This window comes from Ornithinibacillus sp. FSL M8-0202 (assembly GCF_037975285.1).
Taxonomy (GTDB): Bacteria; Bacillota; Bacilli; order Bacillales; family Amphibacillaceae; genus Ornithinibacillus; species Ornithinibacillus massiliensis.
In genome coordinates, this window is record NZ_CP150248.1 from 3,191,839 (window position 1) to 3,214,444 (window position 22,606).

Genomic DNA, 22,606 nt, shown 5'->3' on the forward strand with positions numbered 1-22,606 from the left:
GGAGGTATTTTTATGAGAAGGCATCGAATCGGTTTTAAAGGTGGAAGAACAACACCTCCATCGCGATATATATTAATGATTTCATTTATATTAGTTATTGTGATAACGTATTTTAGCTTAGAATTTATAGATAAGAAAATAACCCCGACCATCATGGAAGTTGCCGAGACAAAAACAAGGGAATTTGCCACTAGAGGTATTAATTCTGCAGTTAAGTTTGCGGAAGAATATACGTTTGAAGATGTAGCGATAACAGAAACAAATGAGGCTGGTTATATATCGATAGTTGGTTGGGATTCCTCTGTTGTTAATAAAATCAATCGAGCAGCAACTGACCGTGTGGAAGAGTTTTTTCATAGTATGAATCGAGGAACTCCTCCCCAATATAGCGACCCTCTTGGAGAACCAGACGTGTATGGGGATACGGTGGAAGAACTTGTTGACCGTGATCCGACCGTAATCGAAATACCAATAGGCCAAGCAACTGGGAATTCTATATTAGCTAATTTAGGTCCAAGATTACCGGTAAATTTAGAGCTAGTAGGTAGTGTTGAGACAGAATTAATAGAGGAAAAAGAACAATTAGGGATTAATAATGTCTTTGTTTCACTCTATGTTCAGGTAGAGGCAGATGTCCAAATTGTTATACCATTTACAACGGAAGTGACAAAAGTAAGTACTAGAATATTGATTGACAAAAACTTAGTAATGGGTGAAGTACCAGAATTTTTTGGAGGTACAAGTGGGAATCCATCTATCGCAGTTCCGAAAGAAGACTTGCAAGATGATTAAAATCATAGTATAGTATATTCATAATTTCACACTAGCGTCGCATTAAAATAATTTGCAAACATATAAAAATTAAAATATTCTGATATATTGTTTATTCATAAAAAAATCCTTTATAATGGTTGGATGGTAGTAAACCGATCCAAATCCAAAATAAAGGACAAACACATGGATAAGTTTACTCGAAAAACATCATTTGAACAATGGTTTTCGCTTATTTCATCTGACTTTTTACAGGAACAAGTGGAAAACTATCAATTAGATTACTATACGAAAAAGCTTTATACCCAATCTTTCTTGAAATTATTGTTGTATGCACAGCTTCATGAAACGGAAAGTTTACGCGCTTTAAGCGATTGTGTCTTCTCGGAAGATTTACAAGATGCCACCAATTTGGAGGCCATTAGCTTCTCCCAATTAGGAAGGAGACTCAATCAAATTCCGACAGATTTTTTTCAAGCCATTTTTCTTCGATTGGTAGCGCAAATTCACGACAAATCTGACTTTCAAACCAGACGAAAAAGGACAACACCACTCAAAATCATCGATTCAAGTACCTTACCGTTAAGCTTGAATAACCACCGTTGGGCAAACTTCCGTAAAACAAAGGCCGGTGTCAAACTCCATTTGCGTCTTGTTTTTATGGAAAAAGGTTGTTCCTATCCCGATGAAGCCAAGCTCACGAATGCGAAAGAACACGATCGAGGTCAACTCGAAGTATTGGTTGACGATAAAGAATGTATGTATGTGTTTGATCGAGGCTATTTGGATTACGAACGGTTTGATCGTATGACAGACGACGGTTACTTTTTCGTCTCACGCTTGCGCAAAAATGCGGTCACTCGTACATTAGAAACCTGCTCTTTACCAGAAGATTCGTCTGTTTTATCCGATGAAATAGTAGTGATTGGTACGACACAAAATCGTTCAGAGAATGTATTTAGACTGTTGAAAGTGATGGATACCAAAGGAAATGAGTTGCATTTACTGACTAATCGCTTTGATTTAGGTGCAGATGAAATCGCAGAACTGTATAAATCTCGCTGGGCGATCGAACTATTTTTCAAGTGGATGAAACAGCACTTAAATATTAAAAAGTTTTATGGTCAGAGTGAACAAGCTGTACATAATCAAGTCTACATCGCGATGATCGTGTACTGTTTAAACGTGTTGATACAACTCGAAACCAATAGTCAACGCACCTATTTACAGATCAGTCGCTATTTAAAGGCTGTCTTGTGGCAATCTGCGCATATATGGATACGCAAGATCGAGGGAAAAAGTGTTCCATAAAGCAATTGGTTGTCGTTGATACTTAGTTAAGACGTTATAGTAAAAAAATGGATGTTTACTACTTTTGCTTAGTTGTCTTTCTTTTTCATCAAAAAAGAAGAGAATAATAACCGGAAAATTCAGACATTATTTATGCAACGCTAGTGATAATTTCATAATAAACCTTATCAGATCGGTGAGGTAGAGGTGCGAACAAGATGAGTAATCAATAGGAGAATGACAACGATGATTATTGATGAAAGGCTCGTTTGCCGAAGCGTAATAAGGGTCGAACTTATTATTGCTGGGGTGTCTTTGAATAAGAGGCACACTGTCATGCTGGAAATGGGCATGGAGAACTACAGATCGAAATGGAGGATAACGTATATGCATAAGCAATGATAGGTTATTTTCTATCATTGCTTTTTTGTGTAGAAAAAGAAATTTTGACAAGCGTATCTCCATGGTCACACAGCACATACTAATTACATCAATGGAGGTAGTAATATGGAAGGAACAATTTATTCTCTTATTCCCGCAATTATTATGCTTGTTTTAGTTTTATTAACAAGAAAGGTACTCTTGTCATTAGGAGTAGGAATTGCAGTAGGTGCATTATTGATTCACGATTTTTATGTGTGGGGTAGTATAAAGGAAATCTGGGGTGCATTTTATGGGATATTCATCTCAGATGGAGCACTTAATACTGGCGGCCTTCAGTTAATCGGATTCTTACTTTTATTAGGAATGATGACTGCTTTACTGCAAGCGTCAGGAGGCAGCAGAGCCTTCGGTAATTGGATGGTGGCTAGAATTAAGACACGAAGAGGGGCACAGCTTATGGCTCCGATTTTAGGTATTATTATATTTATCGATGATTATTTTAATGCCTTAGCTGTTGGACAGATTGCAAGACCTTTAACAGATAGACATAATATTTCACGTGCAAAGCTAGCATACTATATCGATTCAACTTCAGCACCAATCACGGTTATATCACCGATTTCTAGCTGGGGAGCTTATCTCATTGGAGTTGTTGGTGGATTAGTAGTAATGACAGGATTACAGCCATTAGAGACATTCATAAGAATGATTCCATATAATCTCTATGCAATTGGCGCATTATTACTTGTTTTTATAACGGCCTTCTTTAACTTAAATATTGGACCAATGAAAAAGCATGAAAATCATGCCATAACAACTGGTGAAGTTATTCCTAAAGGAAAAACTGTTCCAGGAGATTTAACGAATGCATTCAAGCCAAGTGCAAAGGGAAGCGTTTATCATTTAATAATTCCGATCATTGTTTTATTAATTACGACGATAAGCTCCATGATAATCACTGGAGCAAGAGCAAGTGGTGACGCGGTCACAATACTTTCTATTTTTGAGAATACGAATGTTAACTTCTCCTTATTTATTGGTGGTATTGCTGCAGTACTCGTTGCCTGTCTATTATATTTAGGGCAGGGAAAACAAGAGACGAAGACGGGGATTGTATTAGTAGAAGGTATTAAAGCAATGCTTCCAGCTATCTATATTCTATTATTAGCGTGGATGATTGGTTCGATTATTTCTACTTTAGAAACAGGTGAATATCTAGCAGTAGTAGCTGAAAATGCTAATATTAGTCCTAGTATTTTACCAGTCATTTTCTTTGTTATTTCAGGTCTGATGGCGTTGTCCACTGGTACTTCTTGGGGAACATTCGGAATTATGCTGCCAATCGCCGCTAATGTCATGGCAATTGCAGATCCGGAGTTAATTATCCCATCATTAGCTGCAGTGCTGGCTGGGGCAGTATTTGGAGATCATGTTTCACCAATATCGGATACAACGGTTCTTTCTTCAACTGGAGCAGGCGCTAATCATATTGATCACGTGATTACGCAACTACCATACGCATGTATTGTAGCGGTCGCTTCCATTATCGGTTATATCTTAATTGGGGTAACAGGTAGTCTTTTAGTAGGACTATTAGCTACGATTGGTATCATTATTCTAATAGGATTAATCGTCTATACACTTAATAAGAAGCAGTAAGTATAATGTAATCGAGAAATAATCTAGAGTTTAACACTATCTTTAATAATGTCACATGGTAGATTTACTCTACCTTGTGGTGTTATTTGCGGTAGAGTTAAACTCTTTTTTTATCCATAAATTCCCAAATTTTCAATAAACAAAAAATTTAAAAAATACTTTGACATAAGTAAAAAGTACCGTTATAATACAGACAAGTTCAGTAATTTCAGAAAACTAACACAACTGAAATGGCTAGAATAGCTACTCACCTGACTTATTAACACTTTACATAGTGTAATGAGAAAAAAATAACATGAGGAGGTCTTTGAATGGAAACACGTTCTCAATGGGGGACAAGAGCTGGGTTTATTTTGGCTGCAGTTGGATCTGCTATTGGTCTAGGAAACATTTGGCGTTTTCCTGCTGTAGCCTATGAAAATGGTGGAGGAGCTTTCTTAATCCCTTACTTGTTTGCGTTATTAACTGCGGGGATTCCAATCCTTATTATGGAATTTACAATTGGTCATAAACACCGTGGATCTGCTCCATTATCGTTTAGAAGAATGAATAAGAAAACAGAATTTATTGGTTGGTGGGCAGTCTTAGTTGCCTTTGTAATCTCCACATACTACTCAGTTATTATTGCCTGGGCAATGTCTTATTCGGTATTCTCTTTCAATTTAAATTGGGGGGAGGATACAGGTGGATTTTTAATGGAAGAATACCTACAGCGTACGGTTGCACCTGGTGAAATAGGTAGTATGGTTCCTGGTGTATTAATTCCATTACTACTTGTTTGGGTAATCACATTAGGAATTCTTTTTAAAGGTGTTAAAAAAGGTATTGAAATTGCTAACCGTATTTTTATTCCGGCATTGATTGTTATTTTTCTAATTATCGTTATTCGGGCAATTACTCTACCTGGTGCTTTAGATGGATTAGAAGCGTTCTTTACACCAGATTTTAGTAAGATTATGAGTGCAGATGTATGGGTAGCGGCCTATGGGCAAATCTTTTTTAGTTTATCGATAGCCTTTGCGATTATGATTACCTATTCCAGTTATTTACCAAAGAAATCAGATATAACGAATAATGCATTTATTACAGGATTTGGTAACTCTAGTTTTGAAATTCTTGCTGGTATTGGTGTATTTGGAGTACTTGGATTTATGGCAGCACAACAAGGAGTTGGAGTGGATGAGGTAGTATCGGATGGAATTGGGTTAGCGTTTGTTGTATTTCCTGAAATTATCAACCAATTCCCTGGACTGAATTCGCTTTTTGGATTCTTATTCTTTGCATCACTTGTATTAGCAGGGTTATCATCATTAATCTCCATTACCGAAACTTATGTAGCTGGATTAGTTGATAAATTTAAAATATCGAGAACGAAAGCAGTGGCATTTGGTGGTGGATTAGCAGCACTGATTTCCCTTCTATTTGCTACACAAGGTGGGCTATATTTCCTAGACGCTGCAGATTACTTTATTAATCAATTTGGTGTTGCTTTAATTGGTTTAGTAGAAGTGGTGTTAATTGCATGGATTCTAAGACAACTGAAAAGCTTAAAAGAACATGCGAACGAAATTTCTGACATAAAGCTGGGCTCTTGGTGGACGATAAGTCTAACTATTATTACGCCATTAGTATTAGGTTTTATGATGGTTAGGTTATTAAAGCAGAATTTATTAAAGGAATTTGATACTCCGACTGGTAACTATGGGGGGTTCTCCGATGCATTCATCCTTTGGGGTGGTTGGGCCGTAGCAATTGGAGCATTAGTAATTGGTATTATTCTGGCCGTAACAAAGTGGAAAAAGCCCTCAGTAGAAGATGAATCGCTCAAAAAGGAGGCACAATAAGATGAGTTGGATTATTTTTATGATACTATCTATTGTCATCGTTTGGGGAGGTTTAGCAACAAGTATTTGGTGGGCAGTAAAAACAACAGCGAAGCAAGCAAAATAATGTAAAATGGAATAGGCTGTGACATAACCTAAAAGAATTAAATGAAAACCGAATGATATACAATACTAGCTCCGGAGCATGGTCATTGCTATCATTCGGTTTTTTCTTTAAAATAAATTCTTTTGTTCAAGCCTCTTCCTTTTTCATACTGCCAGTTAGTTGTTTAGAAATGGTTACTTTGGACTTTTTACTTTTTAACTATTTTCTATTCTTTGCCATTCTTTCCCATTTTCGTAAATATGGATAAGGATCAAAGGACCATTCGCTGTATCCATTATCTTTGTACATTCCATAATGTAAATGTGGTGGGAACTTTCCAGATGTACCAGGAGGTCCATATCCTGTTGATCCGACTCTTCCAATTACATCACCTGGTTTTACAATTTGTCCGACTTTAAGCCCTTCTTCATATCCGCTTAAATGGGCATAATAATGATAGATATTAAAAATGTCTCGGACACCAATTCTCCATCCACCATATAAATTCCATCCCTTCAACTCTACAACCCCATACGTAGTGGAATGGACAGGTGTTCCATAATCAGCAAATATATCTGTACCTTCATGTATTCGATTTCCACCAAACCCTCTACGATCCCCCCATGTATTTCGGTAACTATAATTATAATTAGTGGCAACGGGAAAATCACGGTCAGTAAGATGGATACCATTAAACTGTTTGAAAACTTTAGCTGTATTCTTAATCGTTTGTACCGTTAAATCTCTATGATAATAATTCCATAAGGCAATTTTAAAATCCTCTTCTGTATAACCATATTGTTTAATATAGGAAGCCATAGTATATAGCACATCTTCACCATTAGTAGGGTCAGCCTTATGGTCTCCATTTCCATCCTTACCAATCCCCTGAAAGAATTGAATGGTATTGAGGTCCGTGGAATTATTCCCAGCTCCATACCATACCTCATCAGGTATTCTTATGGAGATTACTTGGTCTTCCTCAATATCCTTGTGTATTTGTCTTTCGTATTGGTCTACCGCAGCAATGAAATACCAAGGTATTTCTGTAAGGGCTTCTGTTTTTTTATATAAAGCCAATCGCTGGTCATAGATAGTTTCTTCTTTTTTTTCATCAGCTAATACAGATACTGGAAGGATGCAAAGAATAGTAAAAAGTAGTAAGACAGGACAGTATGTTTTAATTTTCATTTCTTCACCTCTTTTTGGAACAGGAATTGGACTAACGATTAGTTAGTCCGTTGTCTCCTCACTATCTTGTCTTCCTTGTGGTGACTTTTCCATTTGTGAAATAATTTGATCAATGGTGTTATCATAGTTTTTATTCTGAGTAGAAGAATTATGCAAGCTTTGGATATCTTGAATTAGTGCCTGATTATCAGAAACATACACATCATAGAAACCAGGAAGAATAGATTTAGCAGTTTTACTTGCGATATCAGCTGCGATTGCGCGGTCCATTCCTTCGTCATGATCATATGCAATTAATACCTCTTCATCTGTTACTAAAGTAGCCACCCGGTTAAATGCTTCATTTCTAAGAATAAATCTGGCTATCATATCGGCCATTTGTGTACGATTAATGGTTGCAATATGGTCTTCTTCCGTATCCATATTCAATTGATCCCTAGTATAGTGAACAAAGCCTAATTTATCATTTACGTTTGACGTGTTTTGGGTTTTATTTTCCCTGTTGGGATCTAATTCATCTAACATTTGCTCTCGTTCACCAGAGGAGTAATCCGTATGTGCACAAGCCGTTAGGATAATTCCTAGTGCTAAGATGCTTAATAAACGTAACATGTCTAATACCTCCTATTCGTTACAAGTAGAACTAATCATAGTTTGTTGTAAATATAAGAATTCATGCAATAAAAAACAGAATAGATGTAACTAGTAAAAGTATGGTAAACTATATACAATGCATGAGGGGTGAGTTTACTTGATCGAACTATTTGGAAAAAATTACGAGTTAATTGAAAATGTAAAAGATGGATTTCAACAAAAAGCACTAGAAGATCGGTATTCTGACATCTTGAAAAAGTATGATTTTATTGTTGGAGATTGGGGCTATGATCAACTCCGTTTAAAAGGTTTTTATCATAACCATAATTCAAAGGCTTCCGAGGACTCTAAAATCAATGCGTTAGACGATTACCTATATGAATACTGTAACTTCGGCTGTGCATACTTTGTCCTTCAGAAAAAGGATTAATACATAGGACAGGCCATTTTACTCTACATAGAAATGGCCTGTCCATTAGGCAAAGGATCACTCCTCTTGTTCAGGATTGACATCGTCAGGGTGATCATGAATGGGGTGTGATCCTTCTATTTGCCTAGGAAGATCTTCGTGTAACTGTTTATATGGATATACAAATGCACTTAATCTTCGCTGTCCATCCTCCCATGGTGTTGATTTACTTTGGATTACTTCATCCTTGTTGACGGTCGAACCAAATGCTCCTTCTGGAAATTCCTCTGGTATTAGATAATTTTTTTGGTCCCGTACATTAGAAAAATCAGAGAATTGTTTTTTGTCTTTTTTTCCCATTATCCTCTCAACCCTTTCTTTTTTATATCATTTCCGTGGACTTAAAAATTACTTTTCCATTTGTTGGTTTCTTCACTATTTTGCGGTAGTATTAAAGACATAAGCGTTTATAATTTATGCTATGATAGATAGGTAAACTAAGCTGGAGGGTCGTATAATGTACTTTGTAGATAGAAAAAAGGTAGAGAATACTTTGCAATTTATTGAGCATCTTTTGAAAGAATATAAAGAACTGAAAGTCGATTCTTATCAGGAAAAACTCGCACTAGAAAGGTTAGTTCAATTATTAATCGAGTCTATTATTGATGTTGGAAATATGATGATAGATGGTTTTATTATGCGAGATCCAGGTAGTTATGAGGATATTATTGATATTTTAGAGGATGAAAAGGTAATTCCTCAATCAGAAAGCAGTGCTTATAAAGCGGTAATTGAACTAAGGAAAACCTTGGTTAAAGATTATTTACATGTGAATCATGAAGAATTAAATGAGGTCATCTCAACAAACCATGCAGTTCTTAACCAATTCACTGCCAGAATTCGCGACTATTTAAAAAATGAACTTGACGTGGCAAATGCATTTACGAAAGAGTAAGGAGAATTGTAGTGAAGGATTATCAAGGCTATTTAATTGATCTAGACGGAACAATGTACCGTGGAAATGAAGTAATTGATGAGGCACCAGCATTTATACAAGAGTTAAACAAACGGAACATCGATTATTTATTTTTAACAAATAACTCATCCAAAACCCAGGCTCAAGTATCGGAAAAACTAAATCAGCTAGGGATTGAATCAAATCCAGAGAATGTATTTACCACTAGTATGGCTACTGCTAAATACATTAAACAACATTATCCTAATGGACGTTGTTATTGTATTGGCGAGATAGGGTTGTTTGATTCGATAGAACGAGAGGGGCTAACTGTAACAGATGATAGTGATTGCGATGTAGTCGTGATGGGGATTGATCGCAATATAAGCTATGAAAAGTTAGCGAAAGCGTCACTTGCAGTTCGTAATGGTGCGGCCTTTATATCTACCAATAGTGATAATGCCTTACCAACAGAACAGGGTCTGATGCCAGGAAATGGCGCACTTACTTCGGTCGTGTCAGTTAGTACAGGTGTAGAACCGCAATTTATTGGTAAACCAGAGACAATTATTGTGGAACAGGCATTAGAGGTTCTTGGAACAACGCAGAAAAATACTATTTTAGTTGGCGATAATTACAATACAGACATCAAAGCTGGCATTAATTCTGGAATTGATACATTGATGGTATTTACTGGAGTTACACCATTTGAAGCGTATGAATCCTTACCCGTTAAGCCTACCTACTTTATCCGAGATTTAAGTGAATGGTTTAAAGGATAGGGGAAAAGGGTGTAGCGTGCATCGTTTTCTTTCTAGAATGATACGAGGCTCGGACATAACTAAATGAATTAAAGGAAAAACCGAATGATACACGATACTAGCTCGTCATTCGGTTTTTCATTTAAGATAAATTCTTTTGTTCCAGAAATACGATTCATGTACGGAGTTTATAATTTGAAGGCCCCGCAAATGTTTTTTCGCTAGCGGTTGGGTGTATTTCCGAATTAAATACGTGCTATTCTGTATGACCTATGAAATGAACGATTACTTAGCATCCTCTGCAGCGTGGGCTAGTCTACTGGAAGCCGCAGCTGCTATCGCTCCAACTATATCATCAAGAAAGGTATGACATTCACCAGTAGATTTGTCATTCAGTTTTTGTAAGATTCCAGGCTTTTGTTTATCGATAAAACCGTAATTCGTAAAGCCGATTGAACCATAAACATTAACAATGGAAAATGCTATTATTTCATCTACTCCATATAAACCTTCATCAATTTCGATTGTTGTCTGCAGAGGTTCTTCTAACATCTTCTGCTCAGCAAGCTTATCGAGTTGAATACCCGTAAGGATGGCATTTTGTACCTCTCGTTTTTCTAATACACGATCTACATTATATAGACAATCCTCCATACTTAAGTCTTCATGATATTTTGACTGTAAGTAATACACTAGCTCAGCAATGTCCTTTAATGTGACACCTCTTTCTTTTAATAACTCTCTAGCTTTTTGTTCAAGCGCACTTTGGTTAATTTTTTTACCCATGATAGTACTGATTCTCCTTTTAATGGTTAAGATTAGCTAAGTTTCTCATACATTTATAGTAATGGTGTGTGGGAGGGAATCTTGATGAAAGAAATATTGTTAGTTAATTATAATGTTCATGCAACAGAACAAGTAATAATTAATGGTAGAGAAGGATTTAGGGATCATGATTATTTTTATTTTATCATTTCCGCAAGAAACAAGGAAATGATTCATTTAGAGCAAGCAGCACTTGCCTATTATCTTTCCGAAATTGGTTATAATCATACAGCAGTTCCAATACCAACGATGGGAAAAAGCTGGTTTGTTGAAAAAGATCATCATCCATATTTGGTGCTACGAGTACCGGCAGTCCAAGATAAAATTGTGAAATCACCTGGAACGTTATTAGCGGAGTTTCATAACCAAACGGCTACATACAGTTATGAACCACAAGAAATTTCTAGTTATGGCCAATGGAAGGAGTTATGGATCAAAAAATTAACAGCCTATGAACAGAAAATTAAGCAAGATGCCGATTCTATGCATAATAAATATTATCGCTTATTAGTGGATGTCTTTCCTTATATAATTGGAATAAGCGAGAATGCTATTCAATATTTACAGGAGAGTGAAAGTGATAAACGATTTCATCAAGGTGATCAAGGAGTATTTGCATTTCGCAGATACAAGGATCATTTGGCTCAACCAGTAATTTGGACGGACGAATTAGTATATGATCATCCAACACGAGATTTAGCTGAATATATTCGTTATAAATTGATGGAGAATGACTTTAATGAGGAAGAAATTTTTACCTTTATCACGGATTATCAAGAGAATCGAGCATTATCTATTTTTAGTTGGAGATTATTATATGCAAGACTGGTTTACCCTATTCATTTATATGATTTTGTCGAAGCGAGCTTTAAGGGAGAGGATTACGAGCAGTATTATAAAGAATTAAAGAGATGGATTAAGAAACAAGCACAGTATGAAAAACGATTAGCGAGGCTTTTTGAGTATTTGAATTTTGATTATAGAAAGTATGAGTTGCCTGTTATAAAATGGTTAAATCCATAGAAATCTTGAGAAGAGATATCTAATCGGGTCCGGTACGTTTGTTAATATCAAAGATTAGAGAGAAATCATTGGTAAATAACCTCTAGCAATAAAAAAAGCAGGCAACCTATGTTGTCTGCTTTAAAGATATATTTAAAATACTTGTTCGATTTCCTTTACACCTGGTACTTCAGCCATTAATGCACGCTCGATACCTGCTTTTAATGTAATCGTTGAGCTTGGGCAGTTGCCACATGCACCCATGAGACGAAGAAGTACAATGCCATCATCATCAACATCAATTAATTCCACATCTCCACCGTCACGTAGTAAGAATGGGCGCAATTTGTTTAATACTTCTTGAACTTGTTCACGCATTATCCATCTTCTCCTTTCCTATCCTTCATTATATAGTTGTTTAGACAAAAAATCTATTTTTTTATAGAGCGAATGTATCGGCGAATCTAATGATTTCCTCACAGTAGACACGCTGTGGAATGCAATTATCCGCTGACTTCCAACATACAAAGCTTCCTGTATTTTTGTATCCAAATACAAGAAGGTTCTTTTTCTAAACGTAACAAATTACATATATTAGTTATTATTATTTTATCTTTATAGTAAGGTTTTGTAAAATAAAAGAAACTATGTAACTTGGGGAAGGGGAGGAACTATTGGATAAGAACAATGTAGTAATTACCGTATATGGAGCTGAACAGATATGTGCTAGTTGTGTTGGTGCTCCGGGCTCTAAAGACACATATGAATGGTTACAAGCAGCAATTGCAAGAAAATATGAAGTGGATCAAATTCGCTATGAATATGTCGATATAAATTCTCCACAGGAGGATGAGAAACATCAGCAATTTGTGGAACGGATTTTGGAGGAAGATTTATTTTATCCGATTGTTTTCGTGAATAATCAGATGGTAGCAGAAGGCATTCCAAGACTGAAAACAATTTATGAAGCATTGGATCAATGCCACGTGAAAATGCTAGACGAAATGAAATGAGGGCTTACCGATGGAAATACCATTTATTAAAATGCATGGATTAGGCAATAATTACATTTATCTCGATTTATTTAAATTTGAAATAGCAGAAGAGCATTTATCTGATATTGCCCAAAAAGTTTCGAATGTTAATACCGGGATTGGTTCTGACGGTTTGATCTTGATCCACCCCAGTGAGGTTGCGCCAATAGGGATGCGCATTTTTAATAAGGATGGCTCTGAAGGGATGAGCTGTGGAAATGGATTACGATGTACAGCAAAATATGCTTATGAAGCCGGGCTTGTTCAGGATACTAGATTTCAAATTGAAACAAGAGCTGGAAATGTGGAAGCAGAAGTTAAGCTGACAGGGGATGAAGTAAAAGAGGTTACGATTAATATGGGTAAGCCTATTTTGAAACGTTCTCTAATTCCGATGGTAGGTAAGGAGCAGGAAAAGGTAGTAAATGAACCCTTTATTGTCGCTGGAGAGGAATTAAAGGTTACTGCAGTTTCGATGGGGAATCCCCATGCGGTGTTTATGGTTGAGGATATTAACAAGGCTCCCTTATATGAGCTAGGGGAAACAATTGAAAAGGATCCGCGTTTTCCAGAAGGGGTAAATGTAGAGTTTGTTGAAGTAATAAATGAATCAGAATTGAACTTTCGAGTTTGGGAAAGAGGCTCAGGGGTCACACAGGCTTGTGGTACGGGAGCGTGTGCGGCTGTAGTGGCTGCAACTCTAAATCAACTGATTCCGAAACATAAGACCATAACCGTACACCTGGATGGTGGAGATTTATTTATTACTTGGGATGAGAATGATAATGTTTGGATGAATGGAGGAGCAGATATTATTGCTACGGGTATTTACCATTATCGTTAATGGTAAATCTTATTATTTGAAAACTAGCTAAACAAGTAGGTATACTTGATACAAGGATTTGGATAGGAGGAATCAAGATGGTTTTAACGCTAACAGATAGTGCAAGTCTCCAAATTAAAGAAATGATGAAAAGTGAAACAGGCAATGTACGTCTTCGCTTTGGTGTAAAGGGTGGCGGCTGCAGCGGATTATCTTATTCACTCGGTTTTGATCAGGAACTTAATGATGAATTAGATCTTGTGGAAGAAATAAATGGTATTCCAGTTGTGATATCGAAACAAGATATTCCTATTATAGAAGGAACAACCATTGATTATAAGCAGAATATGATGGGTGGCGGATTTAGCATTGATAATCCAAATGCGATTCTTTCTTGTGGCTGTGGATCCTCTTTCCGTACGAAGGAAACCGTAGGCGCTCCTGAGAAATGTTAAGGAAATCCATTAAGCTTAAGTGGAAAATAACATATAACAATGTTTAACCTATTTTATTCGATAAAAGTTTTAGACAGCCTAATTGGTATAGAGTTTTACCAATCAGGCTTTTTATCTTTGATTGTAATATTCTATAACCATAGAACGATAACAAGTTAATACATAATGTTTAGGGAGCACGTATGGTGCTGAACATATTTTATCTAATTGGTTATTATTCGATGGAGGAGACAGAAGGTTTTATGATGAGTTACTCGAATTATAAAAGCCCTTACCATTCGGTAAGGGCTGGTTTACATCCATAATATAGAGTTGAACGTAGCTCTAGGCTGGCTTACCCTAAATAAACCGCCATTTGTTGGAGCTGGAAATTTAATAGATGGAGGGGTTGTTATTAGTGACGACGATTAGGGTTTACATCACATAAATTACTAATAGAATCTTGAATAACCGTTCTAGTTAGAGTAATGGTTGTTCTAAGTTATATAATCTTCCACTTGTTATATCTAGAAGGTTGGGTAATAAAAAGCTAAAAATGGTACAGTAAAAAGCAAGCATGAAAAGGTCAAAAGTCCTCTCCATGCTTTTCTATGCTTCATATAACAATCAACCAAACTTTTAGGAATTACAGAAAGATTAGTACGTTATTCAAACATACTTGTTGAATGCTTTGGCTGTACCCTTGCTTTTGGATCAATATATTGTTTTGCGTTGTTAATTGCAGTTGGACCTTCACCGAATCCAGTTGCAATTAATTTGATTTTTCCAGGGTATGTACAAATATCGCCTGCTGCATAAATACCTGGGATATTGGTTTCCATTTTGGTGTTAACGACGATACTATTTTTTTCAATTTCCAGACCCCAATCTTTAATCGGTCCTAACGTTGAAATGAAACCATAATTACAAATGACATCATCCACTTCAAGTTCGATTTGACGATCACCTTTTACTTCTTCTAAAAGAATTGCTTCAATTTTATCGGAAGTAGTAATATTAGTTGGAGCAAATGGCGTTAGTATGTCTACGTTTGCGTTTTTCAATTGCTCTACACTGTGCTCATGTGCTCTAAACTCGTTGCGGCGATGGACTAATGATACTTTTTCCGCTATTGGTTCAAGCATTAATGCCCAGTCTACAGCGGAGTCCCCACCGCCAAGAATAGCGACTTTCTTATCTTTAAAGCGATTCATGTCTTTTACATAATAATGTAAATTGATTCCTTCATAATCCTCGGAATTATTTATATTCAAACGACGTGGTTGGAACGCACCATTTCCAGCTGTTATGATGATTGTTTTCGTATAGTGAATTTCACCCGTGTTGGAAGTTAGCTTGAACGATTCATCCTCAAGGCGCTCCACTGTTTCAATTGATTGACCAAGTACGATGGTAGGGTCAAACATCTGTGCTTGCTTCTCTAAATTATCCACTAGTTCTTGAGCACGAACCTTAGGGAAACCAGCGATATCAAATATATATTTCTCTGGATATAGTGCAGTTAACTGCCCACCAGTATGGGGTAAACTTTCAATAATCTTTACACTTGCTTGACGCATCCCACCATAAAAAGCTGTAAATAAACCTGCTGGACCTGCGCCGATAATAGTAACGTCAAATACTTTGTCAGACATCCCATGACCTCCTTTTTGGAAAATACCAATAACATAGTAACACAAATTTACTGTACTTGTAATGGAACAGACTTCTATTAGTAAAGATTAGCAAATAAAATTAAGGCTTGAAAATTATTAGGAAAAGGTCTATTATATAGGATGGACAATATATTACGTTTATGTGACAACCCACTATAATTACTGTTCTCATCTGTTATTATTCTATTAAGTGAAATTTGTCACATACAAAAGTAATAGATAAATAATAAAATTGGATGTGATGATGTATGAAAAAGCCTAACATTGTCGTTTTAGGTGCAGGTTATGGCGGAATGATGACTACTGTAAAATTACAGAAGTCATTAAATGCTAGTGAAGCTAACATTACTCTAGTAAACAAAAATGACTACCATTATCAAACTACATGGTTGCATGAAGTATCAGCTGGGACAGTTCATCAAGATCAAGCTAGAATAACAATCAAAGACGTTATTAATGAGCATAAAGTTAACTTTGTTCAAGATACGGTTGTTGAAATTAAGCCGAATGAAAACAAAGTAAAACTTGAAAATGGCGAATTAGATTACGATTATCTTGTAATTGGTTTAGGATTTGAATCAGCTACTTTCGGTATTCCTGGACTAGAAGAGAATGCGTTAATGATTAACGATATTAACTCTTCTCGCTTAATCAGAGAACATCTTGAGTTTAACTTTGCTGAATATCACAAAGATCAAAACCCTGCACGCTTGAACATTGTTGTTGGTGGTGGCGGTTTTACTGGGATTGAATTTGTAGGAGAATTAGCGAACAAAGTTCCTGAGTTATGTAAAGAGTATGATATTGATAAATCACAAGTTCGTATTATCAATGTAGAGGGTGCTCCTACCGTATTACCAGGATTTGATCCAGAGCTAGTAGAATACGCAATGAATTCACTTGAAGCACGTGGAGTTGAATTCATTACCGGCGCACTACTTAAAGAAAGTAAGCCAGATGCTGTTGTTTACGAAAAAGACGGCAAGCTTCATGAAATTCCAACACTTACAACGGTTTGGGCAGCTGGGGTTAAAGCGAATACAATCGTTGAGAAATCAGGCTTCGAAACAAATCGTGGAAAGATTCAAGTACGTCCAGATATGCGTGCACCTGAATTTGACAATGTATTTGTTATTGGAGATTGCGCATTAATTATGAACGAAGAAAGTGGTAGACCATTCCCACCAACTGCACAGATTGCGATTCAACAATCTGCTACAGTCGCTCATAATTTAGTATCACTTGTTAAAGGACACGGAGAGCTGGAAGGCTTCGAATTCAAATCACTTGGTACATTAGCATCTCTAGGTCATAATGATGGCATGGGTGTAGTATTTGGTGATAAGAAGCTATTCGGTTGGAAAGCTACCTTCATGAAGAAAATGAGTGATAATCGTTACCTATTGAAATTAGGTGGAATTGGATTATTACTGAAAAAAGGTAAGTTTAATTTCTTCTATTAATTCCATATCGTAATTCAAAAGGAGCAAAGGCGTTTGTATTTCGTCTTTGCTTTTTTTATGAAATGCTTATAGAATTAATGTGTATGTGACTAAGGAAGAGGGGTTTACATAAATTGATTCAATTAATTGTATCGGTTATCTTATTTTTTGTTATATTTTTCGGAATAGCATTTATTTTAAATATGCTACTTAGAAGAACATGGCTAATGGCATTTATTTACCCGTTTATCGTCTTACTTATTGTCGATAATATACCTATTGGGGATTATTTTTCTTCTCCAGGACAAGCATTTTCTAAGGCATTTAGTGAATTATTCTCCATCAACACCTGGGATGTAATTATATTATCTGCTGGCTTTTTAGGTACTATTGTGTCAGGGTTTGTTATTAAATTCTTACGTAAGAATGGATATCAGATGTTTTAATAGTGTTTTCCAAAATGTTAGCGTTCTATTCAAATGAATAAAATCTTACTAGATTGGACATGATGACATCCAGAGAGGTGTTATTATTGAAAATCAGTAAAATGATTAGAAGAATTGGCATGACAGCCTTATTTCTGCTGGCATTTTGGACAACATTATCGAGTATTTCCAATGTGACTTATGCAGATATAGCAATCATGCTACATCAAGACCAGGTAGCTTCTGCAAGTAATGATGAAGCAAAACCTGTCGAACATAGAAAGATAGCTTTACAGGAAAAAACTTTAAAGATGCTGTCAAAACAACAGCATTATATTTCAAGTGAGCAAATTGAAGGACCAAAAACAGTAGAAGAAGCAATCAACATAAATAATTACCCAAAAGCAACCGTCATTGCCACAGGATATACAGCAGGAGTAGAATCAACAGGAAAGCATCCTGACCATCCACAATATGGAATTACGTATTCAGGTGTTAAAGTGAAGCGGGACTTATATTCTACAATTGCAGCAGATTTATCGATATATCCAATTGGTACGATTATGTGGATTCCAGATTATGGATTTGGTGTTGTAGCGGATAAGGGTGCTGCCATCAAAGGTAATAAAATCGACTTGTATTTTCACACTGTAGAGGATGTTTACTCCGAATGGGGTAAACGAGAAGTTGAGGTCTATATTATTGAAAAGGGCTCTGGAGAATTATCGGAAGAGGTATTACAGAATCTTAATGAAAATAAAGCGCTTCAAGTATTCAGGGAACAAATTAATAAAAGCTAAATATGAGAAAAGGAGGCAACAGGAATGCCTCCTTTTCTCATGTATTAATAAAAATTATTAAGAATAAGTGCGACGAATATACCGGTAATAGCCCCAAAGAATACTTCTATTGGTTTATGGCCAAGTAATTCTTTCAAATCCTCTCGTTTTTCATATGTCCCTTTATTTTCCCAGTTCTTAGCACCTTCAACTAGTACTTGAAAATCTTTTACAAGTTGATTAAGTAATGTTGCATGTTTCCCCGCGTGTCGACGTACACCTGAGGCATCGTACATCGTGATAACACTAAATACAGCAGCTACAGCAAATAATGTTGAATCAAATCCTTCTATGATCCCGATTGCGGTAGAAAGGGACGTAACTGCAGCAGAATGACTACTTGGCATACCCCCAGTGCTAAAAGCGAGACCAGGAACAAATTCTCTTGTTGCAATAAAATGAATAGGAATTTTAATAACTTGGGCAAATACAATCGCAGATAATGCTGCTATGATTGGGAAGCTAGAAAAAAGATCCATGATGAGTTCCTTTCAGACATATTTTTATGATTGTTATTTTATCATAGTCTGCGCTAAAGTAGATATTATTTATGCGGAAAAATAAAAAGAAGAGGCTACAAGTAGTGACCTCCTCTTTTAGACGGGTTATGATATTCTTGCTGTTTTCCATTTCATCGGAATGCGATTAGCTATACGAACTGTAAATACGGCGGCTAAACAAGATAAAGCAACATCCTTAATCAAAAATGGAACCATACCAATCCAGGCGATTTTATAGCTAATTGCTAAGTTTAACCACAAATTCATAGAAAAGTACATAAATGTAACGCCTATCAAATAATTAATGATTAATCCTAGTAAGGAAGCTATTACATATTTTGGAACAGATGGTTGGTTAGAACGTTCTGTTATCCAACCTGCAACAAAAGCGACAATAATGAACGATAGTAAGAAACCGCCAGTAGGAGTTATTAGTTGCATCGGACCTGCTTCCATCCCAGCAAAAACAGGTACACCTGCAGTCCCAACTAACACATATGTAACCATCGCTAAGCTTCCTAATTTTTTTCCTAGCATTAATCCTGCTAAGATAGAGAAAAACGTTTGTAGTGATAATGGTACTGAAGTTCCACCAATTGGTATTGCTAGAAATGGAAACCATACAGCAATATTAGCCCCGATGGCCATCAAGCAGACAAATAATGCTCCAACAGTTATTTCTATTGGTTTAATATTCCTCATCGTTAACACCTCTCCTATAACTAGAATAATGAGATGAGGACATATTGTCAACTTATATTTTATAAGGTTAACAATTAGTGGTGTGAAAAAATAATCCTTATCACTCTATAAGTGAAAAAGGATTATTCTAATTCTCCCTATTATGTGACTACCGCTTATGATAATGAATGGTACCTTATTTAATTGCTGCTTCTAAGGCGATTTCCATCATTTCATTAAAGGTTGTTTGTCGTTCTTCTGCAGTTGTTTCTTCACCAGTAATAATGTGGTCTGAAACAGTTAAGACAGACAGTGCTTGACGATCGTATTTAGCAGCTAGGGTGTATAATGCTGTTGTTTCCATCTCAATAGCAAGCACCTTGTATTTTGCAAGTAGCTCGTTCACTTCCTTAGCATTATCACGATAGAACGTATCACTTGTAAATACGTTACCGACACGAAGATTCATCCCTTTTGCCGTTCCAACCTCATATGCTGTACGTAATAGATCAAAATCTGCTAGTGGTGCATAATCAATTCCATTAAAAATTAGCTGATTCATTCGGGAATCTGTCGTAGAGCCTTGTGCTAAAATGACATCTCTCACTTTAACATCCTTTTGGATAGCACCACATGTACCAACACGGATTAATTTCTGAACATCGTAGCTTTGAATTAATTCATTCACGTATATAGAAATAGATGGGACTCCCATTCCAGTACCTTGGACAGATACCTTTTCTCCCTTATATAATCCGGTATATCCATACATACCACGGACTTGATTATATTGCGTAACGTCCTCTAAAAAGGTTTCTGCAATATATTTTGCTCTTAATGGGTCACCAGGAAGTAATATTTTATCAGCGATTTCACCTTTTTTTGCTCCTATATGTACACTCATGTCATTTCCTCCTATATTGACTAGTCAAAAATAAAGTTATCATAACCGTTCCTTAAAAACAATCTATTTATGATAGACTTTTTAGTTTCCATACGAATTAAAATTGTATATAATAAATATAAGTTCAATTATTCACGAAGTAATTTCGTATAATTGATAAAAAAGTACATAAAATTTGTACAAGCTAATATATAAGTTGGAAGGATGAATAGCATGAAAGAACAATCTTTTAAAATTACTGCAGATACAGGTGTACACGCTCGCCCTGCTACTTTATTAGTAAATAAAGCTGGTCAATATCAATCAGATATCGAGCTTTCGTACAATGATAAGACTGTTAACTTAAAGTCTATTATGGGAGTTATGTCATTAGGAATTCCTAAAGATGCTGAAATCAAAATCACTGCTAATGGTAGTGATGAAGAAGAAGCAATTCAAGGAATTGCAGAAGTAATTAAAGAAAACTTAGGTGAGTAATTAAGAAAAGGGCTGTCTTCATAAAGGCAGCCTTTTTGATTTCATAAATTGTATGGTTACTGGTTATACAGAATGGGACATATTCCTTAAAATCATAGCCTTATTTGTTATGATGCGTTCCGTTTTCGTAATATTTTCCAAGATAATAACTTTCCTCAACAGAAGCTAATGCTCGTAATGCTTCTTGATTATAGGCTGTATCATTCCGCTTAAGCTTTTCGCGATATTGTACCACCGCGTTTTTTAGAGACTCACCATAATCTAAATCTGGACCTGCATAACGGGTAACAACATCCTTGAGGACGTTCACCTTTTCAAATTGGCTAAGGGCTTTACGTTCATGAAACAGCACATTTTCGACTTGCTTCGGATGATGCAGATCTCCTTGCATTGGATGCTTTACAACTGCTAAAGTTTTGACTAAAAATTTTTCGTTCCGATCTTCGATTATTTCTCCTATGTAAATTCCTGATTTATATGGAATTTGGACCATATCACCTAAAGAAAAATCACTCAACTAAATACAACCCCTTTCTAAGACTCATTGTCCCAAATTTTTAACAAATTGGCGAACATTTTAATTTGCTTTATAAGTCTTCTGCAAATTTGATATACTGATAAGAAGAAGGACGTGATACATATGATGCCGTTTTTATATTTTCCTGAGGACAAATCAGAATATATCCCTGCGATCATTACCTTAATTATTTTTATGATTGCAGCAGCTGTAGCATTTTATTTTTTCTATAAACATTCTAAAAAGCAAGAACAAAAGTTTAACTCTGAGTACGAAAGTCAATTAGATGAGAATAAGAAACCAAACTAACAGAGCAGCGAAGTAACTTGCTCTGTTTTTTTTATAATCCATATAAAAAAGACGGTGCTGATTATGTTTACACACTCTTTTTTTGCGAATACTATTTTTATCATGCGAAAAAGGGAGTAGTGGATATGCAATATGTACGTTTATTCCTTTTCATGCTTATATTATTAGCTGGTTGTCAGAGTACAGTGGATACAACGAAAAGTGTGGAGATGTATAATGCATCAGGTGATATGGTTGGAACGGCGCAACTAACAGAGTCTCCTGATGGTGTAGAAGTTAAATTAAAGCTGGAAGGGTTAACGCCTGGCTTTCATGGAGTTAGTGTTCATGAGTTTGCAAAATGTGAGGGGCCAGATTTTAAGTCAGCAGGAAACCATTTAAATCCAGAAGGGAAAGAACATGGACTCATGCATCCTGACGGACCACATTTAGGTGATTTACCGAATGTGGAAGCGGATAGTGCTGGCCTTGTAGATGCAGAATTAATGCTTTCTGGGGGAACCCTAAAGGAAGGGAAAGATTCGTTATTACGAGGAGAAGGGACCTCCTTAGTTGTGATGGAGTTACAAGATGATGGGGTATCGCAGCCAGGTGGAAATGCAGGGGCTAGATTAATTTGTGGAGAAATAAAGTCAGGAAAAGGAGAAGAACCAACAGAATCACCAACAGACCCGACTGAATTGAATGATACCCAAGACGATTAGTGGGTGAGATATATGGATAAGAAAAAGATAAAACCGAATGATGCTCGATTGCTAGAGTGGGTCGATGCTAC

At 36.1% G+C, this 22,606-nt stretch carries 28 protein-coding genes and 1 riboswitch; of the genes, 18 read left to right on the plus strand and 10 right to left on the minus strand.

Annotated elements, in window-relative coordinates; all coding sequences use genetic code 11:
- The first annotated feature begins 12 nt into the window (after nt 1-12).
- From yunB to MKY78_RS16130, 5 genes are all read left to right on the plus strand, one after another.
- Nucleotides 13-792, plus strand: coding sequence for a sporulation protein YunB (gene yunB / locus MKY78_RS16110; protein WP_339214127.1), 780 nt, complete (start codon nt 13-15; stop codon nt 790-792).
- Nucleotides 793-957: 165 nt separating this feature from the next.
- Complete coding sequence (locus MKY78_RS16115) at nt 958-2,082, plus strand: IS4 family transposase (protein ID WP_339214128.1); 1,125 nt, start codon at nt 958-960, stop codon at nt 2,080-2,082.
- 173 nt (nt 2,083-2,255) lie between these two features.
- Nucleotides 2,256-2,431: riboswitch (Lysine riboswitch) on the plus strand.
- 137 nt (nt 2,432-2,568) lie between these two features.
- Nucleotides 2,569-4,104 carry a Na+/H+ antiporter NhaC family protein gene (locus MKY78_RS16120; protein ID WP_339214130.1) on the plus strand — a complete coding sequence of 512 codons (1,536 nt, stop codon included), beginning with the start codon at nt 2,569-2,571 and terminating at the stop codon, nt 4,102-4,104.
- Between the two features lie 311 nt (nt 4,105-4,415).
- On the plus strand, nt 4,416-5,948 hold the full coding sequence (locus MKY78_RS16125; protein ID WP_339214132.1) for a sodium-dependent transporter: 1,533 nt from the start codon (nt 4,416-4,418) through the stop codon (nt 5,946-5,948).
- A 1-nt stretch (nt 5,949) separates the two neighbouring features.
- Entirely contained in the window at nt 5,950-6,054 is a 105-nt protein-coding gene (locus tag MKY78_RS16130) for a MetS family NSS transporter small subunit (protein WP_339214134.1), read from the plus strand.
- Nucleotides 6,055-6,252: 198 nt separating this feature from the next.
- On the opposite strand, the gene MKY78_RS16135 is transcribed toward MKY78_RS16130, so the two are convergent.
- The gene (locus tag MKY78_RS16135) at nt 6,253-7,224 is read right to left on the minus strand and encodes a M23 family metallopeptidase (RefSeq protein WP_339214135.1); all 972 of its coding nucleotides are present in this window, start codon (nt 7,222-7,224) and stop codon (nt 6,253-6,255) included.
- Nucleotides 7,225-7,266: 42 nt separating this feature from the next.
- Entirely contained in the window at nt 7,267-7,836 is a 570-nt protein-coding gene (locus MKY78_RS16140) for a YhcN/YlaJ family sporulation lipoprotein (RefSeq protein WP_339214137.1), read from the minus strand.
- Nucleotides 7,837-7,975: 139 nt separating this feature from the next.
- Between MKY78_RS16140 and MKY78_RS16145 the strand changes: the two genes are divergently transcribed.
- Complete coding sequence (locus MKY78_RS16145; protein ID WP_339214139.1) at nt 7,976-8,248, plus strand: YutD family protein; 273 nt, start codon at nt 7,976-7,978, stop codon at nt 8,246-8,248.
- Between the two features lie 57 nt (nt 8,249-8,305).
- Here the strand turns inward: MKY78_RS16145 and MKY78_RS16150 are convergent, their stop codons facing one another.
- On the minus strand, nt 8,306-8,587 hold the full coding sequence (locus tag MKY78_RS16150; RefSeq protein WP_339214140.1) for a hypothetical protein: 282 nt from the start codon (nt 8,585-8,587) through the stop codon (nt 8,306-8,308).
- Nucleotides 8,588-8,744: 157 nt separating this feature from the next.
- Here MKY78_RS16150 and MKY78_RS16155 point away from each other — a divergent pair, with 157 nt between their 5' ends.
- Together MKY78_RS16155 and MKY78_RS16160 are read left to right on the plus strand one after the other, a co-directional pair.
- Entirely contained in the window at nt 8,745-9,182 is a 438-nt protein-coding gene (locus tag MKY78_RS16155; protein WP_339214142.1) for a DUF86 domain-containing protein, read from the plus strand.
- 11 nt (nt 9,183-9,193) lie between these two features.
- The gene (locus tag MKY78_RS16160) at nt 9,194-9,964 is read left to right on the plus strand and encodes a TIGR01457 family HAD-type hydrolase (protein ID WP_339214144.1); all 771 of its coding nucleotides are present in this window, start codon (nt 9,194-9,196) and stop codon (nt 9,962-9,964) included.
- Nucleotides 9,965-10,228: 264 nt separating this feature from the next.
- On the opposite strand, the gene MKY78_RS16165 is transcribed toward MKY78_RS16160, so the two are convergent.
- The gene (locus tag MKY78_RS16165; RefSeq protein ID WP_339214145.1) at nt 10,229-10,729 is read right to left on the minus strand and encodes a phosphatidylglycerophosphatase A; all 501 of its coding nucleotides are present in this window, start codon (nt 10,727-10,729) and stop codon (nt 10,229-10,231) included.
- Nucleotides 10,730-10,813: 84 nt separating this feature from the next.
- Between MKY78_RS16165 and MKY78_RS16170 the strand changes: the two genes are divergently transcribed.
- Nucleotides 10,814-11,791: a hypothetical protein gene (locus tag MKY78_RS16170; RefSeq protein WP_339214147.1), complete on the plus strand. Its 978-nt coding sequence runs from the start codon at nt 10,814-10,816 to the stop codon at nt 11,789-11,791.
- A 132-nt stretch (nt 11,792-11,923) separates the two neighbouring features.
- Here the strand turns inward: MKY78_RS16170 and MKY78_RS16175 are convergent, their stop codons facing one another.
- The gene (locus tag MKY78_RS16175) at nt 11,924-12,148 is read right to left on the minus strand and encodes a NifU family protein (RefSeq protein WP_010095023.1); all 225 of its coding nucleotides are present in this window, start codon (nt 12,146-12,148) and stop codon (nt 11,924-11,926) included.
- Nucleotides 12,149-12,444: 296 nt separating this feature from the next.
- Between MKY78_RS16175 and MKY78_RS16180 the strand changes: the two genes are divergently transcribed.
- From MKY78_RS16180 to MKY78_RS16190, 3 genes are all read left to right on the plus strand, one after another.
- Nucleotides 12,445-12,783 carry a YuzD family protein gene (locus MKY78_RS16180; protein ID WP_339214150.1) on the plus strand — a complete coding sequence of 113 codons (339 nt, stop codon included), beginning with the start codon at nt 12,445-12,447 and terminating at the stop codon, nt 12,781-12,783.
- Between the two features lie 10 nt (nt 12,784-12,793).
- The gene (dapF, locus tag MKY78_RS16185; protein WP_339214152.1) at nt 12,794-13,648 is read left to right on the plus strand and encodes a diaminopimelate epimerase; all 855 of its coding nucleotides are present in this window, start codon (nt 12,794-12,796) and stop codon (nt 13,646-13,648) included.
- Between the two features lie 77 nt (nt 13,649-13,725).
- Nucleotides 13,726-14,082: an iron-sulfur cluster assembly accessory protein gene (locus tag MKY78_RS16190; protein WP_339214154.1), complete on the plus strand. Its 357-nt coding sequence runs from the start codon at nt 13,726-13,728 to the stop codon at nt 14,080-14,082.
- A gap of 644 nt (nt 14,083-14,726) precedes the next feature.
- On the opposite strand, the gene MKY78_RS16195 is transcribed toward MKY78_RS16190, so the two are convergent.
- On the minus strand, nt 14,727-15,716 hold the full coding sequence (locus MKY78_RS16195; RefSeq protein ID WP_339214156.1) for an NAD(P)/FAD-dependent oxidoreductase: 990 nt from the start codon (nt 15,714-15,716) through the stop codon (nt 14,727-14,729).
- Between the two features lie 269 nt (nt 15,717-15,985).
- Between MKY78_RS16195 and MKY78_RS16200 the strand changes: the two genes are divergently transcribed.
- The 3 genes from MKY78_RS16200 to MKY78_RS16210 all read left to right on the plus strand — a co-directional run bounded on the left by MKY78_RS16200 (nt 15,986) and on the right by MKY78_RS16210 (nt 18,404).
- The gene (locus tag MKY78_RS16200) at nt 15,986-17,200 is read left to right on the plus strand and encodes an NAD(P)/FAD-dependent oxidoreductase (RefSeq protein WP_339214157.1); all 1,215 of its coding nucleotides are present in this window, start codon (nt 15,986-15,988) and stop codon (nt 17,198-17,200) included.
- 113 nt (nt 17,201-17,313) lie between these two features.
- Nucleotides 17,314-17,625, plus strand: coding sequence for a YuiB family protein (locus tag MKY78_RS16205; RefSeq protein ID WP_186870914.1), 312 nt, complete (start codon nt 17,314-17,316; stop codon nt 17,623-17,625).
- A 62-nt stretch (nt 17,626-17,687) separates the two neighbouring features.
- Nucleotides 17,688-18,404, plus strand: coding sequence for a 3D domain-containing protein (locus tag MKY78_RS16210; RefSeq protein ID WP_339214159.1), 717 nt, complete (start codon nt 17,688-17,690; stop codon nt 18,402-18,404).
- Between the two features lie 44 nt (nt 18,405-18,448).
- On the opposite strand, the gene MKY78_RS16215 is transcribed toward MKY78_RS16210, so the two are convergent.
- The 3 genes from MKY78_RS16215 to deoD all read right to left on the minus strand — a co-directional run bounded on the left by MKY78_RS16215 (nt 18,449) and on the right by deoD (nt 20,528).
- Nucleotides 18,449-18,922 carry a divergent PAP2 family protein gene (locus MKY78_RS16215; protein ID WP_339214161.1) on the minus strand — a complete coding sequence of 158 codons (474 nt, stop codon included), beginning with the start codon at nt 18,920-18,922 and terminating at the stop codon, nt 18,449-18,451.
- 126 nt (nt 18,923-19,048) lie between these two features.
- The gene (locus MKY78_RS16220; RefSeq protein WP_339214162.1) at nt 19,049-19,645 is read right to left on the minus strand and encodes a biotin transporter BioY; all 597 of its coding nucleotides are present in this window, start codon (nt 19,643-19,645) and stop codon (nt 19,049-19,051) included.
- A gap of 175 nt (nt 19,646-19,820) precedes the next feature.
- Nucleotides 19,821-20,528 carry a purine-nucleoside phosphorylase gene (gene deoD, locus MKY78_RS16225; RefSeq protein WP_339214164.1) on the minus strand — a complete coding sequence of 236 codons (708 nt, stop codon included), beginning with the start codon at nt 20,526-20,528 and terminating at the stop codon, nt 19,821-19,823.
- Nucleotides 20,529-20,741: 213 nt separating this feature from the next.
- Here deoD and MKY78_RS16230 point away from each other — a divergent pair, with 213 nt between their 5' ends.
- Nucleotides 20,742-21,005, plus strand: coding sequence for a phosphocarrier protein HPr (locus tag MKY78_RS16230; protein ID WP_186870910.1), 264 nt, complete (start codon nt 20,742-20,744; stop codon nt 21,003-21,005).
- 100 nt (nt 21,006-21,105) lie between these two features.
- Here MKY78_RS16230 and kapB read toward each other — a convergent pair whose 3' ends face one another.
- Nucleotides 21,106-21,522, minus strand: a complete 417-nt coding sequence (gene kapB / locus MKY78_RS16235; RefSeq protein ID WP_339214165.1) for a sporulation phosphorelay system protein KapB — start codon at nt 21,520-21,522, stop codon at nt 21,106-21,108.
- Between the two features lie 123 nt (nt 21,523-21,645).
- Between kapB and MKY78_RS16240 the strand changes: the two genes are divergently transcribed.
- The gene (locus tag MKY78_RS16240) at nt 21,646-21,831 is read left to right on the plus strand and encodes a hypothetical protein (RefSeq protein ID WP_339214166.1); all 186 of its coding nucleotides are present in this window, start codon (nt 21,646-21,648) and stop codon (nt 21,829-21,831) included.
- 125 nt (nt 21,832-21,956) lie between these two features.
- Nucleotides 21,957-22,535 (plus strand): superoxide dismutase family protein, encoded by a 579-nt coding sequence (locus MKY78_RS16245; RefSeq protein WP_339214168.1) that lies wholly within the window; start codon nt 21,957-21,959, stop codon nt 22,533-22,535.
- Nucleotides 22,536-22,606 lie beyond the last annotated feature (71 nt).